The sequence below is a fragment of the Marinobacter pelagius genome (genome assembly GCF_003315345.1).
GTDB lineage: Bacteria > Pseudomonadota > Gammaproteobacteria > Pseudomonadales > Oleiphilaceae > Marinobacter > Marinobacter pelagius_A.
In genome coordinates this window covers 113204-128439 of sequence record NZ_QNRO01000012.1, presented here as the reverse complement: position 1 = coordinate 128439, position 15236 = coordinate 113204, and the positions used below count along the sequence as shown (strand labels likewise).

Below are 15236 nucleotides of genomic sequence, written 5' to 3'. Positions count from 1 at the left end.
CAACAATTAGCCAATAATAGCCGCACCGGAGCGGTCATGGCGGTAAACCGCCTAGTCTGCGAGACTTGCTGAGTAGCTATGAGAAATCCGGGCTAACCGCCCTTCCGGCCGGAGAAGCCGGCGGCACTGAGCCAGGACGGTTTGGGGGTATTGGCACCACTGGATCATCAGGTTGCTGAAAACCAGGTCGAAGGTGTCCGCTGAAAACGGTAAGGATTCGGCGTCGGCGGTGAGCCATTGGATGTTTGCCGGGCTCGAGGATCTGGCCCTTTCGATCATTCCGGCTGAGAGGTCCACGCCGACAATTTGCGCTTCCGGGAACCGGTTCTGCAGCGCCCGGGTAAACCAGCCGGTGCCGCAACCAAGGTCAAGAATGTTACGGGGAGCTGCGTTTTGCTGGGTCAAGCGCGCCAGCATGGCGTCTCCCATCAGGCGCTGCAGGCGGGAAGCCTGTTCGTAGGTATTCGAAGCTCTGCCGAATTCCCTGGCGATATCGCTCTTGGCGGCCGGAACAGGCTGGCCCAGTGATACTGATGGTGTCCGGATTACGCCCATGCGGTCTCCGGTGCTTCCATCATTGGCCGGCATTCCTTCAGCGCCACCAGAAGGCGATCTACGTCCGCCATCCGATGCGCCGCGCTCAGGGTCACCCGCAGCCTCGCCTCGCCGGCGGGAACAGTTGGTGGGCGGATGGCGGTTACCAGCAACCCCCGGTCCTCCAGCGCCTTGCTCAGCGCCAGGGCGGCTTCGTTGGTGCCAATCATGATCGGCTGGATCGGGGTGTGGGACGCCATCAGTTCGTAACCCAGCGCCCTCGCCCCTGTCCGGAACCGGTCAATCAGGGAGTCCAGGTGCGAACGCAGGTAATCGCCACGTTCGATGACATCCATGCTGGTGCACGTTGCCATGGCGACAGCCGGCGGCATGGCGGTGGTGTAGATATAGGTCCGGGCTTTCTGGACCAGGTAATCCATCAACAACTCCGTACCGGCCACAAACGCACCGCTGGTGCCGACAGCCTTGCCGAGGGTACCGATTAGAACCGGTACATCCTCCTCGGTCAGCCCGGAATCCAGCACACTACCCCGCCCCTCCGGACCGAGAACACCGATGCCATGGGCATCATCGACTACCAGTAAGGCATCGTGCTCCCGGCACACGCCGGCCAGCGCCCGCAGCGGCGCGACGTCTCCGTCCATGCTGAACACGCCATCCGTCACCACCAGCTTGTGACCGCCGGTTTCCTTCAACATAGACTCGAGCGCAGCCACATCCCCATGCGGGTACCGCCGCACCCTCGCCCGGCTGAGGATACAACCGTCAATAATCGAGGCATGGTTCAACCGGTCCGAGAAAATCGTATCGCCACGACCGGCCAGGGCGGAAATCACGCCCATGTTGGCCATGTAACCGGTGGAGAAAAACAGGGCGGAACTGCGACGGGTAAACCTTGCCAGACGCTCTTCCAACTGGTGGTGGGCGTCGTGGTGGCCACAGATCAGGTGGGAGGCTGCGCCACCCAAACCGGTTTCCGGGAGTGCGTTCTTCAGGGTTGCGATGTTGGCGGGATGGTTAGCCAGACCGAGGTAATCGTTGCTGCAGAACGACAGCAAGAACTTTCCATCGGCTGTCAGCTCCGGTTTTTGGGGGCCAGACACCAACCTGCGGGTTCGGTACAACCCGGCCCGCTTCCGTTCTTCAATCTCTTTGGCAAAGTTACGCATCGAAATCCGACCAATAGCCTGTAGAGGGTAACTGTCAGGTCCGGGTGAAGGCCGGGGTGTTGTTCCCGGGACTGTTGAGGGCCATGGACGGCCCGAAACAAGCGCACATGGGTGAGGCCGAGCGTTTATGAAGCGAAGCTTCATGCGACAGCCGAACGACAGCAATCTGTGATTGCTGGCTGGACCCCGAAGGGGTGCTCGTAGCGTGTCCCGGGAACAACACCCCGGCCTTCACCTTCACCGAAACCAGAGAATCAGGCAGACTCCCGGGTCGCGTCATAAAACATATGCCGGGTCGACTCATACTCCACCGCCTCGGCAATCGCCTCTTCCTCCTGCTCCTCGGTCGCACACTGCTCCCGCTGCTCAGGCCGAATCCCCAGCTTCCGGAACAACTGCATATCCGCATCCGCCTCCGGATTCGAAGTGGTCAAAAGCTTCTCGCCATAGAAGATCGAATTGGCCCCCGCCATGAAACAAAGCGCCTGCATCTGCTCATTCATTTGCTCACGACCGGCCGACAGCCGCACATGGGAAGCCGGCATCATGATCCGTGCCACCGCAATGATCCGGATGAACTCGAACGGATCCAGATCCTCGACATCTTCCAGCGGCGTGCCTTTCACCTTAACCAGCATATTCACGGGCACACTCTCCGGATGCTGCGGCAGATTGGCAAGCTGGACCAGCAGACCGACCCGGTCATCCTCATCTTCGCCCATACCCATGATGCCGCCACAACAGACCTTCATGCCGGCCTTGCGCACGTTATCCAGGGTATCCAGGCGATCCTGATAGGTACGGGTCGTGATGATGTGGTTGTAGAACTTCTCGGAGGTGTCGAGGTTATGGTTGTAGTAATCCAGACCGGCATCCGCCAGCTCCTGCGCCTGGTCTTCCTGCAGCATGCCCAGGGTCATGCACGTTTCCAGACCCAGGGACTTCACCTCGCGGATCATGTCCAGCACGTAGGGCATGTCCTTTTTGGTCGGACTACGCCACGCGGCGCCCATGCAGAAGCGGGAAGCACCTTTCTCCCTGGCCGCCCGGGCCTCGGCGATCACCTTCTCGATCTCCAGCAGCTTCTCCTTTTCCAGCCCGGTGTTGTAATGACCGCTCTGGGGGCAGTACTTGCAGTCCTCCGGGCAGGCGCCGGTCTTGATGGACAGCAGGGTACTGACCTGAACCTCATTGGGATCGAAATGCTGCCGGTGCACGCTCTGAGCGCGAAACAGCAGGTCATTGAAAGGCAGTTCGAAAAGTGCGCGGGCTTCCTGGAGCGTCCAATCGTGACGCAGTTCATTCGCGGTCATGTTCAAGTCCTGTTAACCTTTCCCGGTCTCTGGGTTTACGGATGAAACAGATGATAATGGGACTGAACCTGCTGTCAACCTTAAAGGAACTAAAGGTTAACAGCGCCGCAAGAGCAGGCCGCTGTGTTGCCTGCCTTTCCGTCAATGCTCTTCATGGCCTGTGCGCCCCCTGCCGGGCGGATCTGCCGGTTAACCGATGGAGCTGTTTTACCTGCGGGCTGCCCCTGCCCTGGGCGGCAGACAACCTGCGCTGCGGCGAATGCAGCAAGGAACCACCGCCGTTCGAGCGGGCCCGGATTCCCTGGCGCTACCAGTTTCCCGTGGACGGCATGATTGGCCGCTACAAGTACCATGGCCAGCGAAAGTTCGCCCGGCCCCTGGTGGCCGACTTCGGACAGTTCCTGGCGCACCAACTGGCCGAGGAACCGGCCAGCCTGCCCGACCTGCTGGTGCCGGCGCCAATGCACCCGAAACGCCGCCGGAAACGAGGCTTCAATCAGGCCACAGACATTGCTGAGCAGGTGGGACGGCAACTCGGGATTCCTGTTGATGCCGGCCTGGTGCGGCGGGTGAAACAGGTGAAGTCCCAGCGTGAACTCAACAGAACCCAGCGGCTGGCTAACCTGAGGGATGTTTTTGAGGTGCGGGGAACGCCACCAGAGCGGGTTGCGATCGTGGATGACGTTGTAACCACCGGCGCCACCGCCCGGGCTCTGGCCCTGAAACTCAAAGCAGCGGGGGCGCGGGAGGTGGAAATCTGGGCACTGGCGAGGACGCCCGGCTAAGCATTGATCAGCGCGGGTTATCAGGCCAGCTTGTCCCGGACCAGCTCCGCGATGGCGAGGCAGGAAGTCAGCCCGGGCGACTCGATTCCGAACAAATTGACCAGCCCGGGAACGCCATGCTCCCCGGGGCCATCGATGCGAAAATCAAAGAAACCGTCTTCCGGCCCCTTGAGCTTGGGCCGGATCCCGGCATAGGCAGGTTGCAGGCGCGATGGATCCAGTCCGGGCCACCACTGGCGGATACCTTCCGCGAAACGGTGGACACGCTGCGGGTCGACGGTGTAATCCTCGGCTTCGATCCACTCCACATCCGGGCCGAAACGGGCCTGGCCGGCCAGGTCGAGGGTTAGATGAACGCCCAGCCCGCCGGCTTCAGGCACCGGGTAGATAAGGCTGTCAAACGGATGCCGGCCGCTGTAGGAAAAATATACGCCCCGGGCGAACCATTGCTCCGGTCGCTGACTATCCGGGAGCCCCTGCCAGTTTGCCGCCAGGTCCGGCGCTCCCAGCCCGGCCGCATTGATGACCTCATCGGCAACCAGTGTGCAGGCCGAATCCCCGCCCACGGTCAGACGGTGGCGACCACGTTCAGACACAGCCGAAAGCACCGGGGACTTCAGCGCCAGCTGCCCGCCATGATCTTCCAGCTCACCGAGCAGGGACAGCATCAGGCCGTGGGAATCGATAACCCCGGTTTCCGGGGACCACAGTGCCGCCTCCACCCTAATATCCGGTACCCGTACCCGAACGTCCGGGCCGTCTACCAGCTCAAGAGGCACCCCGTTAAGTGCCGCCGCGCTCTGTATTCCCTCCAGCTTCGCCTGCTGCTCAGCACTGGTTGCCACAATCCATTTGCCGCATTTCCGGTGCCCCACATTGCGGCTGAAGCAATAGTCATAGAGCTGCCGACGGCCAGCCACGCACAGACGGGCTTTGAGGGTACCCTCGGGATAATAGATACCGGCATGGATCACTTCGCTGTTGCGGGAAGAAATACCCTCGCCGAACCGACTACCGGATTCCAGGACGATGACATCCCGGCCAGCCATCGCCAGCTGCCGGGCCACGGCGAGACCAACCACGCCGGCACCGATCACCACCGTCTGTGTTTCCAGAATATCGACTTCCGTCAACCGCCAGCCTCCCCTGATTTCGCCCTGAATGCCCGGCAAACATTACCTGAAACACCATAAACGTTATACTTGCTGCCAGGAAGTTTTTAACGGAGCCCCATGGATGTCGGACCGCAAACAGTTTATTGCCGTTATGGTCGTCGCAGCACTGTTCGTGGGCTGGCTGGGGTGGCGCAGTTTCGAGGTCATCAGCCTTAACGATCTGCTGAAATCCGACGAAACGGTCGCCGGTTACCCCTACCAGCACCGGGTACTCCGGGTGGAGGGGGACACCGCCATCATGGGCTCCCTCCGGTCGCACTCCGTGTCCACGGAAGAAGCCCTCAGGGCGATCTTTCCGAGCATGCGGAACCTCCCGGACAATCACCGGGACTGGCAACGGGCGGAACGGCAACTGGCGCAGGTGCAGGCCCGGGCCGGTGAGATCATCCTGGCCGACCCGGGCATAGACCATGTCCGCTGGGAACTGGACGAAAACTGGTATCATCTGCTGCGCATGAAATCGAAAACCGACAAAGGCCTTTGACCACACTCCTATGCCCCATGACCCGCAACTGGCCGTATCCGGCCATCCCTACGACGCCCTCACTCCGGATGCCATCCTGGATGCCCTGGAAGAGGCGGGCTTCCCGGTCAGCGGGCGCCTGTTTGCACTGAACAGCTACGAGAACCGGGTCTACCAGGTCGGTATCGAGGACGAGACTCCGGTGATTGCCAAGTTCTACCGTCCGGGCCGCTGGAGTGAGGCCGCCATCCGTGAGGAACACACCTTTACCCTGGAACTGCAGGAAGCAGGCATCCCGGTGGTGGCGCCGATGGTCATGGCGGGCGGGGGCACCCTGGCCGAGCATGGCGGTTTCCGGTTTGCGGTCTTTCCCCAGCGGGGCGGCCACGCACCGGATACCAGTGTCACCGACACGCTGTTCCGATTAGGCCAGTGGCTGGGGCAACTCCATAACATCGGGGCTCGCGAACCTTTCCATCACCGGCCCGCCTTTGCCCTGATGGAGGGCATCGAGACCAACAACCGGTTACTGATCGACGGAAACTGGATCCCGGAAGACCTGCGGCCGGCCTGGGACAGCCTGATACCGCAACTTCTGGACCTGTGCGCCGCCCGCATCGACGATGCCGGTCCGGTGGATACCCTGCGGCTGCATGGCGACTGCCACGCAGGCAACATCCTGTGCCGGGATGAACAGATGCTTTTTGTCGACCTGGATGATTGCCGTTCCGGCCCGGCTGTCCAGGACATGTGGCTGTTGCTGAACGGCGAGGATCACGAACGCGGCGCCCAGCTCGGGGAACTCCTGGAAGGCTATGAAATGTTCCGGGACTTCAACCGCCGTGAACGCCACCTGATCGAGCCCCTGCGCTGCTACCGGCAGATAGCCCACTGCGCCTGGCTGGCGAAACGCTGGGACGACCCCGCCTTTCCGCGCTTCTTCCCCTGGTTTGCCCAGCCCCGGTTCTGGTCCGACCAGATCCTGTCCCTGCGGGAACAGATGGCGGCCCTGCAGGCCCCGGCCATCAGTATCCCCGGCCAGTACTAACCAGATTTCATTCACTTCACAAAGAGGTAGGCATGAGCCAGAGTGAAGCCCGTTACACCGTCCGCAGCCTGATCATCACCGCGGTGATTTCCGTCATCGGAACCGTACTGGCACTGGAAACCGCAGGCCGGATCGACCACTCGGACAACAAAGACCACGTGCCTGTGGGCGAATTCGAGGCCATCCACGTGACGCCGGACGAGCCGTTTCGGATGTCGCCCAAGGCGTCGGAACTGCATGCGGTCTGCGAGAACGGTTACCTGGCGATTGCCGCCGATGTGGATCCCGATTTCCGGGGCATCCTGGTGGACTACAAGAATCGTGGTGTCCGCTGTGCCCGGCCCTCACCTACCGGGCCTGCGGTGCCAGAGCAGGGGGCCTCCGATGAGTAAGGAAAGCCCCACCCCAACACCACCGGAGCAGGCTACCGATCGCCTGTTCGCCACGGAGCGCAAACCGGAGGATTTCCGTTTCGATGCGTCCGTGGCACGGGTGTTTCCGGACATGATCCGCCGCTCGGTGCCTGGCTACACCACCATCATCCCGATGATCGAGGTGATCACCGAGCAATACGCCCAGCCCGGCTCCAATTGCTATGACCTGGGCTGCTCCCTGGGCGCCTCCACCCTGGCCATGCGCCATGGTATTGGCGACAAGGACTGCCAGCTGTTCGGGGTGGATAACTCGGCGGCGATGATTGAGCGCTGTGAGCATTACATCGCCCTGGACGACTCCTCGCTTCCGGTTACCCTGCGTTGTGAAGACATCCTGGATACCGAACTGAGTGATGCCTCGGTTACCACCCTGAATTTCACCCTCCAGTTCGTGCCACCGGAACAGCGTGCAGAACTCCTTGCCCGTATCGCATCTGCGACCCGTCCCGGCGGCGTATTGATCCTGTCCGAGAAGATCCGGTTCGAGTCGGAACAGGAACAGGAGGTCCAGACCCGCCTGCACCATGAGTTCAAACGGGCCAACGGCTATTCGGATCTGGAAATCAGCCAGAAGCGCTCGGCCATCGAGCAGGTGCTGATTCCGGAGACCCTGGCCGCTCACCGCGAACGGTTGCTCAGCGCCGGTTTCGACCAGGTGCTGCTGTGGTACCAGTGTTTCAACTTTGTATCCATGCTGGCCATCAAGGCCGACTGAGCTATCAATCTGCAATGACAACTTTCGACTGGAAACATTATTTCAACCCGGTTCTGTCCGAACTCGATGCCCAGGGCCTGCAGGATTGGGCAGAGAGCCTGCGCACGCAGTTCACTCACAAATTCGAGGAAGCGCCCCACGGAGACCTGGGCCGGTGGCTGCGGGCTCTGGATACCCTGCCCCGATTACCGGATGTTCGCGGGCAATTGAACGCCCCGGCCGTCACCCTGGAAACCGCTCAGGCACTTACAGAGGCGGAGCAACAGGACCTGAAAGCGGGCCTGCGCGGGCTGATGCCATGGCGCAAGGGCCCGTTCCGGTTTTTCGATACCTTTATCGACACCGAATGGCGCTCCGACTGGAAATGGGACCGGGTCGCCCCCCACCTGTCCGACCTCAAGGGCCGGCAGATCCTGGATGTAGGCTGTGGCTCCGGCTACCACTGCTGGCGCATGTTTGGCGCAGGCGCCCGGCGGGTCATCGGTATAGACCCTGGGCTGCTGTTCCTGTTCCAGTTCCTCGCGGTGAAGAACTATCTCGGCGAGGTTCCGGTCGATCTGTTGCCGGTGCGAATGGAGGACCTTCCAACCAATCTGGAGGTGTTCGATACCACTTTCTCCATGGGGGTGCTCTATCATCGCCGATCGCCCCTGGATCACCTCCTGGAACTCAAGAGCACCCTGCGCCGGGGCGGCGAACTGGTTCTGGAAACCCTGGTGGTGGACGGGCCGGAAGGCTACAGCCTGATGCCCGAGGACCGCTATGGCCAGATGCGCAATGTCTGGTTCCTGCCCAGCTGCGACACCCTGTTGCGCTGGCTGCAGCGCACCGGCTTCCGCGACGCAAAAGTGGTGGACGTCACCGAGACGACAACAGATGAACAACGCTCCACGGACTGGATGCGGTTCAATTCACTGCAGGATTTTCTCGACCCGGAGGATCCTTCGAAAACGGTGGAGGGCTATCCGGGCCCGAAACGTGCCACACTGATTGCCACCAAACCCTGAAACAAGAAAGCCCCGCGACCTGCGGGGCTTTCTGTTTATGGCGGAGCTCTTGTCCCTTACTCGCCGAACGGATGGCGCAAGGTGATCGTCTCGATCCGGTCCGGGCCGGTGGAGATGATGTCGATGGGTGCCTCGATCTGCTCCTCCAGGAAGCGGATGTACGCCTTGGCGTTCTCCGGCAGCTGATCGATACTGGTCAGGCCCACGGTGCTCTCGCTCCAGCCCGGCAGGTCCGCGTACACCGGCTCGATGTCCTTGTAGCTGTCACAGCCGATGGGCGGGCGGAAGATCTCGCCGTTCGGGGTCTTGTAGCCCACGCATACCCTGACGGTTTCCAGGCCGTCCAGCACGTCCAGCTTGGTCAGGCAGATGCCGGACACACTGTTGATCTGGATGGCGTGGCGCAGGGCCACGGCATCAAACCAGCCACAGCGACGGGAACGCCCAGTGGTGGTACCCACCTCGTTGCCTTTCACCGCCAGATGCTGGCCCATATCATCAAACAGCTCGGTCGGGAACGGACCGGAACCGACACGGGTGGTGTAGGCCTTGGTAATCCCCAGCACGTAATCCAGGAAAAGCGGGCCAAAACCGGAACCGGTGGCGGTACCGCCAGCGGTGGTATTGGAGGAGGTCACGTACGGATAGGTGCCAAGGTCGATATCGAGCAGCGAGCCCTGGGCGCCTTCGAACAGAATGTGCTCGCCGCGCTTACGGTAGTCGTGCAGAAGATCGGTCACATCCGCAGCCATGGGCAGGATTTCCTCGCCCATCTGACGGAGTTCCTCCAGAGCCGCATCGATGTCCTCGGCCTCTTCCTTGAAGTACTCGGTGAGCACGAAGTTGTGGTAGGTCATGATCTCCCGCAGCTTCTCTTCGAAGTCTGCCGGATTGCACAGGTCGCCCAGGCGCACACCGCGACGGGAAACCTTGTCCTCGTAGGCGGGGCCGATACCACGACCGGTGGTGCCGATCTTGTCGTTACCACGGGCGCGCTCGCGGGCCTGATCGATGCGGACATGGGTGCGCAGGATGATCGGGCAGGCCAGGCTGATTTTCAGGCGCTCACGCACCGCAACGCCGTTGGCTTCCAGCTCCCGGACTTCCTTGAGCAGGGCTTCCGGGGACAGGACCACGCCATTGCCGATCAGGCACTGGACATCCTGGCGCAGGATACCGGAGGGAATCAGATGCAGAGCGGTCTTCTTGCCATCGATCACCAGTGTGTGGCCGGCGTTATGGCCACCCTGGAAACGAACCACGGCGGCGACCTTGTCGGTCAGCAGGTCAACAATCTTACCCTTGCCTTCGTCACCCCACTGGGTGCCCAGCACAACTACGTTCTTACCCATGATTCTCTCTCAATTCAGTCCAGCGATTCGACGACCCATTCGCCGTCCTTCTTCACCAATTGCCGGTCACACCCGCGTGTGGCAGGGTTAACACCCTCATCCTCCGGCAATGCCCGGATAACCGTTTCCGTCTTTCTCAGGTCCGAAACCGCCCCTTCCAGGGCCGGATCCTGGTCTGCCGGCGCCCAAACCGCGCCGTTATTCTTTACTGTCCGTTCGCCCAGGGACACCAGCGCCCGGATATCGAGACTGAAGCCCGTGGCAGGACGGGGACGGCCAAAGTCACTGCCAATGGCATCGTAACGGCCTCCCTTGGCAACGGAATCCCCGTGGCCGGGGACATAGGCCGCAAACACCAGTCCGGTGTGGTAGTTGTAGCCCCGGAGCTCGCAGAAATCGAAGCCGAAGCTCACTTCCGGGAAGTCCCGGGTCAGCATGTTCGCCACACGGTCCAGCTTGTCGAGGGCGGCATCCAGAGACTCGGAGGCACCGCTGAGGATCTTCCGTGCTTCGACCAGCGCCTCGGGGCCACCGCTCACCCGCGCCAGCTTACGGAGCCGGCTGCCGGCGGACCCTTCCGGGCAATCACCCAGGAGCTCATCAAGTTCCGGTACCGATTTCCGGGCCATGGCATCAAAGATGGTTTCTTCGGTATCCCTATCGAAATCCGCCTCACCAATCAGGCTCTCGTAGATCGCCACGTGCGCCAGGTCCAGGTGGATGCGGGGCAACCCGGCAACCCGAAGGGTTTCCAGCATCAGGCTGATCACTTCCATATCCGCCGACTCGGAGGCGCTGCCAAACAGCTCGCAGCCGGCCTGGATCGGCGTGCGCCCGGTCAGCATGTGGCGCGGTCGGGTATGCAGCACATGGCCGGCATAACACAGACGGGTAATACCTTCCTGGCCCAGGGTGTGGGCATCAATGCGCGCGGCCTGGGGAGTCATGTCCGCACGAACACCCATCATCCGGCCGGTGAGCTGATCGGTCAGCTTGAAGGTCTGCAGTTCCAGGTCATGCCCGGTCCCGGTAAACAGGGATTCCAGGTATTCGATCAAAGGCGGGATGACCAGCTGGTAGCCCCAGCGTTGGCAGGTATCCATTACGTCCCGGCGCAGGGATTCGATCCGTCCGGCCAGCGGCGGCAGAATATCCTCTACCCCGTCCGGCAGTAACCAGCGATCAGATACTGTCATGAGATTCCGTTGTCTGTTATTCCCGCAACAGCCAGGTGACTGCGGGGAGCACTCAGGATTTGTGGCGAAGTCGTGGGTCCGAAAAACCCGAAACAAAACCGGCCGAATTTTACACGGTTGTCGGGCACAAAAAAACCGGAATACGAAGGTATTCCGGTTTATTCCAATCCGCGGGCGCTTATTGCTTGCCGGCCATCGGGTCTTTCATATACTTCATGAAATCACCTTCCGAATCGATCACCATTATGTCGTCCTTGTTGGAGAACGAATTCTGGTATGCCGACAGGCTGCGATAGAAGCTGAAAAACTCACTGTCCTGGCTGTAGGCATCTGCGTAAATCTGCGCGGCACGGCCGTCACCCTCACCGCGAAGCTGTTCGGATTTCGAGAAGGCTTCTGCCAGAATCACGGTACGCTGACGATCAGCGTCAGCCCGGATACCCTCTGCAGCCTCACGACCGCGGGAGCGGTACTCCTGGGCCAGCTTTTCCCGCTCGGTTGCCATCCGACGATACACGTTCTCGCGCACCTGCTCGGGCAACTCGATGGCCTTGATACGAATATCCAGCACCCGGATACCGAATTCGCTTACCGAAGTCTGGTTGACGAGATCCTTGAGCTTGGCCATCAGCTCATCACGCTGGCCTGAAACAACTTCGTGCATGGTGCGAACACCGAATTCGTTCCGAAGCCCGTTATCCACGCGGGACAACAGAAGATCCTGTGCCCGGAACTCATCACCACCGGTGGCCCGGTAGAAGGTGTCCACGTCTGTGATCTGCCATGCAATGTAGGAGTCCACATCCAGCGGTTTTTTCTCGACCGTCAGGTACTGGCGCGCGGGCAGGTCCATAGTCAACACCCGGACATCAAATTCCCTGACTTCATCGATGACCGGCACCTTGAAGTGAATACCCGCCTCGATGTTGGTTTCGATCAACTCCCCGAAACGCAGCAAAACGCCACGATGGGTTTCCGGGATGATATAAACGCTCGCAGACACCAACAACAGAATGATGAGGGCACCAGCAAGACCGATAACACTTTTGGGTCCCATGATTATCTCCCCGTTCTGGAATTGGTGGCTTGACGGTTACGCAGTTCGCGCAGGACTTCATCGGTCAGGGACTGGATATCGACCTGACCTGTCAGGCTGCCAGCATCCCCTGCACTCTCCTTCCGTCCCGCAGCCGCATTGGCAGCGCCACGGGTCAGGCGATCCAGTGGCAGATACATCATGTTGTCGCCGGACTTGGTGTCAACCAGCACCTTACTGGAACTGGACAGTACGTTCTCCATGGCCTGCAGATACATCCGCTCGCGGGTGACTTCAGGCGCTTTCGCGTACACCTCCAGGAGATCCAGATAACGGGCCGTTTCACCCTGAGCGCGCTCAACCACCTGAGCCTTGTAAGCTGACGCCTCTTCAATCATACGCTGGGCCTGACCGCGAGCCTCGGGCACCACCTTGTTACGGTAGGTTTCCGCCTCTTCCTTGAGCCGCTGTTCGTCTTCCCGGGCACGCTGGACCTCGCGGAAGGCATCCTGAACCGGCTGGGGCGGCTGGGTGCTTTCCACGTTCACCCGGACGATCTGGAGACCGGCACCGTATTGCTGCAGGAAGTTCTGCAGTCGCTGCTCGACGTTGACCGCAAGCTCTACCCGGCCTTCGGTGAGAACGGCATCGAGCGTGGCACTGCCCACTTCGTGCCGGAGCGCACTATCGGTGGCAAACGCCAGTGCCTGGTTGGAGTCCCGGACATTGAGCACATAATTCCGGGCATCGCTGACCCGGTATTGCACCTGCAGATCCACGGTCACCAGATTCTCATCCTGCGTGAGCATCTGCCCTGAAGACTCTGCGGTACGGACGTTGGTTACGCGTACCTTGGTAACGTCATCAATCAACGGTACCTTGAAGCGCAGGCCCGGCCCCTCGGTCCTGTCATACTCCCCGAAACGCAGGACAACCGCCCGTTCCTGTTCGTCCACGGTGTAGAAAGACTGGAACACGACATAGCCGACGACGAGAATCGCAGCCAAAGCCAGAATCGCGCCGAATCCACCGGCTCCGCCGGCACCACTGCCATTTCCGCCGGACTTGCCGCCTTTACCGCCCAACATCTTGTTGAGCTTGTCCAGGCCCTTTTTCAGGGCCTCATCAAGGTCTGGCGGCCCCTGATCATTTCCGCCGCGACGACCACCACCGGTCCCCCAGGGATCGTTGTCGTTACGGTTTCCACCCGGTTCGTTCCAGGCCATAGTGCTCTCCGTTCCTATACTTGTCGAATGGCTGCAAATACTAGGGATTTATACGCGCCCCGGCAACAGTTTACGCTCTCAGGCGTGGCTGTCTTCAAGGCGAATCTCATGTTCTTTCACGCCCGCCCGGCTCAACAACTGGAGCCAGTCCCGGTTCTGCAGGCGCACTTCCACCACGCTGTCGCCCGTTTCCCGGTGCTCTTCACTGAGCACTGAGCCGGCTTCGTGCAACAAGGCCCGCAACTTTCCGTCGGCGGGACCCAGCAATACGAAATGGTGCACGACGTCCTCGGCCAGGCGTTCGACAATGGCATCAAACAGGATATCAATTCCTTCACCGCTTACCGCCGACACCCAGACCCGCACCGGGACCCCCTCTTCGTTCCGGTCAATCCGTGGGGTGAATCCGTCCAGCAGGTCGATCTTGTTGAACACCTGTAATACGGGAATCTCGTCCGCTCCGATCTCAGCCAGGACGCTTTCAACCTGTTCGATGTTGTCGTCACGACGACCATCGTAGCAGTCGATTATGTGCAACAGCAGGCTGGCTTCGGTGGTCTCTTCCAGGGTTGCCCGGAAGGCTTCCACCAGTTTGTGCGGCAGGTGCCGGATGAATCCGACCGTGTCCGCCAATACGACCGGACCGATATCCGGAAGTTCCAGACGCCGCAGCGTGGGATCCAGCGTTGCGAATAACTGGTTGGCAGCGTAGACGGTAGAGGTGGTCAGCCGGTTGAACAGGGTGGATTTTCCGGCGTTGGTGTAACCCACCAGCGAGACCGTAGGGATGTCGGCCCTGAGCCTGGCACGGCGCCCCTGGTTCCGCTGCCTGCGAACCTTTTCCAGGCGCTTGTGGATAGATTTGATTCGCTCACGCAGCAGGCGACGGTCGGTCTCGAGCTGGGTTTCACCGGGCCCCCGCAAGCCGATACCGCCCTTCTGCCGCTCAAGGTGAGTCCAGCCGCGAACCAGCCGGGTAGACATGTGCTCGAGCTGGGCCAGCTCCACCTGCAGCTTGCCCTCGTGGGTCCGGGCCCTCTGGGCAAAAATATCGAGGATGACGCCGGTGCGATCCAACACCCGGCACTTGAGTTCACGCTCGATATTCCGCTCCTGACTGGGACTCAGGGCATGATTGAACAGCACCACATCCGCCTCGGAGGCGGTAATGGCATCACGGATCTCTTCCAGCTTGCCTTCACCCACAAACAATCGCGGGCTCGGCTGCTTGCGCGAGCCGGTGACCACAGCCACGGGCTCCACACCGGCAGAGGTCACCAGCTCCCGGAACTCTTCCAGGTCTTCGGAATCCTCATAGGCGGTAAAATCAATGTGAACCAGCACCGCCCGTTCGCCGACATCAGGACGCTCAAACAACTTGTACAGACTCCCGGGTCATCAGAATCGACCCCTCAGAAAAACAAACACCCGCGCACCTGAAGCCGCGGGACGGCTCTTCGGAAACGCGGGTGGCAATACCGGGAAAGCGGCTGTATCAGTCTTCAGACTCGCCCTCTCCTCCCGGAGCCTGCTGCGGAATGCGGACATTGCGGGCAGGAACCACAGTGGAAATTGCGTGCTTGTAGACCATCTGGCTGACAGTGTTTTTCAGCAAAATCACGAACTGGTCGAAAGACTCAATCTGGCCCTGAAGCTTGATACCGTTGACCAGAAAGATGGAAACCGGGATGCGCTCCTTGCGCAATGCATTGAGGTAAGGGTCTTGTAAGGAATGCCCTTTTGACATGTGTGTTCTCCTGTT

16 protein-coding genes are annotated in these 15236 nt (G+C 60.7%); 6 read left to right on the top strand and 10 right to left on the bottom strand.

What is annotated here, in order from left to right; genetic code table 11:
* Positions 1–51: 51 nt before the first annotated feature.
* From DET50_RS11935 to bioB, 3 genes are all read right to left on the bottom strand, one after another.
* Complete coding sequence (locus DET50_RS11935) at positions 52–555, bottom strand: methyltransferase domain-containing protein (RefSeq protein ID WP_181799980.1); 504 nt, start codon at positions 553–555, stop codon at positions 52–54.
* Positions 546–1724 (bottom strand): 8-amino-7-oxononanoate synthase, encoded by a 1179-nt coding sequence (bioF, locus tag DET50_RS11930; RefSeq protein WP_113863070.1) that lies wholly within the window; start codon positions 1722–1724, stop codon positions 546–548. The genes DET50_RS11935 and bioF overlap by 10 nt, the downstream gene beginning before the upstream one ends.
* 254 nt (positions 1725–1978) lie before the next feature.
* Entirely contained in the window at positions 1979–3037 is a 1059-nt protein-coding gene (gene bioB / locus DET50_RS11925) for a biotin synthase BioB (protein ID WP_113863069.1), read from the bottom strand.
* A 41-nt stretch (positions 3038–3078) separates the two neighbouring features.
* Here bioB and DET50_RS11920 point away from each other — a divergent pair, with 41 nt between their 5' ends.
* Complete coding sequence (locus tag DET50_RS11920) at positions 3079–3822, top strand: ComF family protein (RefSeq protein ID WP_258546118.1); 744 nt, start codon at positions 3079–3081, stop codon at positions 3820–3822.
* A gap of 20 nt (positions 3823–3842) precedes the next feature.
* Here the strand turns inward: DET50_RS11920 and DET50_RS11915 are convergent, their stop codons facing one another.
* On the bottom strand, positions 3843–4955 hold the full coding sequence (locus DET50_RS11915; RefSeq protein ID WP_258546117.1) for an NAD(P)/FAD-dependent oxidoreductase: 1113 nt from the start codon (positions 4953–4955) through the stop codon (positions 3843–3845).
* A 103-nt stretch (positions 4956–5058) separates the two neighbouring features.
* On the opposite strand from DET50_RS11915, the gene DET50_RS11910 reads away from it, so the two are divergent.
* The 5 genes from DET50_RS11910 to cmoB are packed head-to-tail and all read left to right on the top strand — an operon-like array spanning position 5059 to position 8664.
* On the top strand, positions 5059–5481 hold the full coding sequence (locus DET50_RS11910; RefSeq protein ID WP_113863067.1) for a hypothetical protein: 423 nt from the start codon (positions 5059–5061) through the stop codon (positions 5479–5481).
* Between the two features lie 10 nt (positions 5482–5491).
* Positions 5492–6508, top strand: coding sequence for a serine/threonine protein kinase (locus DET50_RS11905; RefSeq protein ID WP_113863066.1), 1017 nt, complete (start codon positions 5492–5494; stop codon positions 6506–6508).
* A gap of 32 nt (positions 6509–6540) precedes the next feature.
* The gene (locus DET50_RS11900) at positions 6541–6900 is read left to right on the top strand and encodes a PA3694 family proteiin (RefSeq protein ID WP_113863065.1); all 360 of its coding nucleotides are present in this window, start codon (positions 6541–6543) and stop codon (positions 6898–6900) included.
* On the top strand, positions 6893–7657 hold the full coding sequence (gene cmoA, locus DET50_RS11895) for a carboxy-S-adenosyl-L-methionine synthase CmoA (RefSeq protein WP_113863064.1): 765 nt from the start codon (positions 6893–6895) through the stop codon (positions 7655–7657). Before DET50_RS11900 ends, cmoA begins: the two co-directional genes overlap by 8 nt.
* 14 nt (positions 7658–7671) lie before the next feature.
* Positions 7672–8664 (top strand): tRNA 5-methoxyuridine(34)/uridine 5-oxyacetic acid(34) synthase CmoB, encoded by a 993-nt coding sequence (gene cmoB / locus DET50_RS11890; protein ID WP_113863063.1) that lies wholly within the window; start codon positions 7672–7674, stop codon positions 8662–8664.
* A gap of 56 nt (positions 8665–8720) precedes the next feature.
* Here the strand turns inward: cmoB and DET50_RS11885 are convergent, their stop codons facing one another.
* The 6 genes from DET50_RS11885 to hfq all read right to left on the bottom strand — a co-directional run bounded on the left by DET50_RS11885 (position 8721) and on the right by hfq (position 15221).
* Positions 8721–10016 (bottom strand): adenylosuccinate synthase, encoded by a 1296-nt coding sequence (locus tag DET50_RS11885; RefSeq protein ID WP_113863062.1) that lies wholly within the window; start codon positions 10014–10016, stop codon positions 8721–8723.
* Between the two features lie 14 nt (positions 10017–10030).
* Entirely contained in the window at positions 10031–11212 is a 1182-nt protein-coding gene (locus DET50_RS11880; protein WP_113863061.1) for an ATP phosphoribosyltransferase regulatory subunit, read from the bottom strand.
* Between the two features lie 178 nt (positions 11213–11390).
* Positions 11391–12269 (bottom strand): protease modulator HflC, encoded by an 879-nt coding sequence (gene hflC / locus DET50_RS11875; RefSeq protein WP_113863060.1) that lies wholly within the window; start codon positions 12267–12269, stop codon positions 11391–11393.
* Positions 12270–12271: 2 nt separating this feature from the next.
* Positions 12272–13474, bottom strand: a complete 1203-nt coding sequence (gene hflK / locus DET50_RS11870) for an FtsH protease activity modulator HflK (protein WP_113863059.1) — start codon at positions 13472–13474, stop codon at positions 12272–12274.
* A 78-nt stretch (positions 13475–13552) separates the two neighbouring features.
* On the bottom strand, positions 13553–14851 hold the full coding sequence (hflX, locus tag DET50_RS11865) for a ribosome rescue GTPase HflX (RefSeq protein ID WP_113863058.1): 1299 nt from the start codon (positions 14849–14851) through the stop codon (positions 13553–13555).
* A gap of 118 nt (positions 14852–14969) precedes the next feature.
* Positions 14970–15221 (bottom strand): RNA chaperone Hfq, encoded by a 252-nt coding sequence (hfq, locus tag DET50_RS11860; RefSeq protein ID WP_008170056.1) that lies wholly within the window; start codon positions 15219–15221, stop codon positions 14970–14972.
* Positions 15222–15236: the final 15 nt, after the last annotated feature.

Excerpts from the sequence above, each read along its gene's own strand:
- DET50_RS11935 (WP_181799980.1), bottom strand. The coding sequence starts at position 555 with ATGGGCGTAATCCGGACACCATCAGTATCACTGGGCCAGCCTGTTCCG.
- bioF (WP_113863070.1), bottom strand. The coding sequence starts at position 1,724 with ATGCGTAACTTTGCCAAAGAGATTGAAGAACGGAAGCGGGCCGGGTTG.
- bioB (WP_113863069.1), bottom strand. The coding sequence starts at position 3,037 with ATGACCGCGAATGAACTGCGTCACGATTGGACGCTCCAGGAAGCCCGC.
- DET50_RS11920 (WP_258546118.1), top strand. The coding sequence starts at position 3,079 with ATGAAACAGATGATAATGGGACTGAACCTGCTGTCAACCTTAAAGGAA.
- DET50_RS11910 (WP_113863067.1), top strand. The coding sequence starts at position 5,059 with ATGTCGGACCGCAAACAGTTTATTGCCGTTATGGTCGTCGCAGCACTG.
- DET50_RS11905 (WP_113863066.1), top strand. The coding sequence starts at position 5,492 with ATGCCCCATGACCCGCAACTGGCCGTATCCGGCCATCCCTACGACGCC.
- DET50_RS11900 (WP_113863065.1), top strand. The coding sequence starts at position 6,541 with ATGAGCCAGAGTGAAGCCCGTTACACCGTCCGCAGCCTGATCATCACC.
- cmoA (WP_113863064.1), top strand. The coding sequence starts at position 6,893 with ATGAGTAAGGAAAGCCCCACCCCAACACCACCGGAGCAGGCTACCGAT.
- cmoB (WP_113863063.1), top strand. The coding sequence starts at position 7,672 with ATGACAACTTTCGACTGGAAACATTATTTCAACCCGGTTCTGTCCGAA.
- DET50_RS11885 (WP_113863062.1), bottom strand. The coding sequence starts at position 10,016 with ATGGGTAAGAACGTAGTTGTGCTGGGCACCCAGTGGGGTGACGAAGGC.
- DET50_RS11880 (WP_113863061.1), bottom strand. The coding sequence starts at position 11,212 with ATGACAGTATCTGATCGCTGGTTACTGCCGGACGGGGTAGAGGATATT.
- hflC (WP_113863060.1), bottom strand. The coding sequence starts at position 12,269 with ATGGGACCCAAAAGTGTTATCGGTCTTGCTGGTGCCCTCATCATTCTG.
- hflK (WP_113863059.1), bottom strand. The coding sequence starts at position 13,474 with ATGGCCTGGAACGAACCGGGTGGAAACCGTAACGACAACGATCCCTGG.
- hfq (WP_008170056.1), bottom strand. The coding sequence starts at position 15,221 with ATGTCAAAAGGGCATTCCTTACAAGACCCTTACCTCAATGCATTGCGC.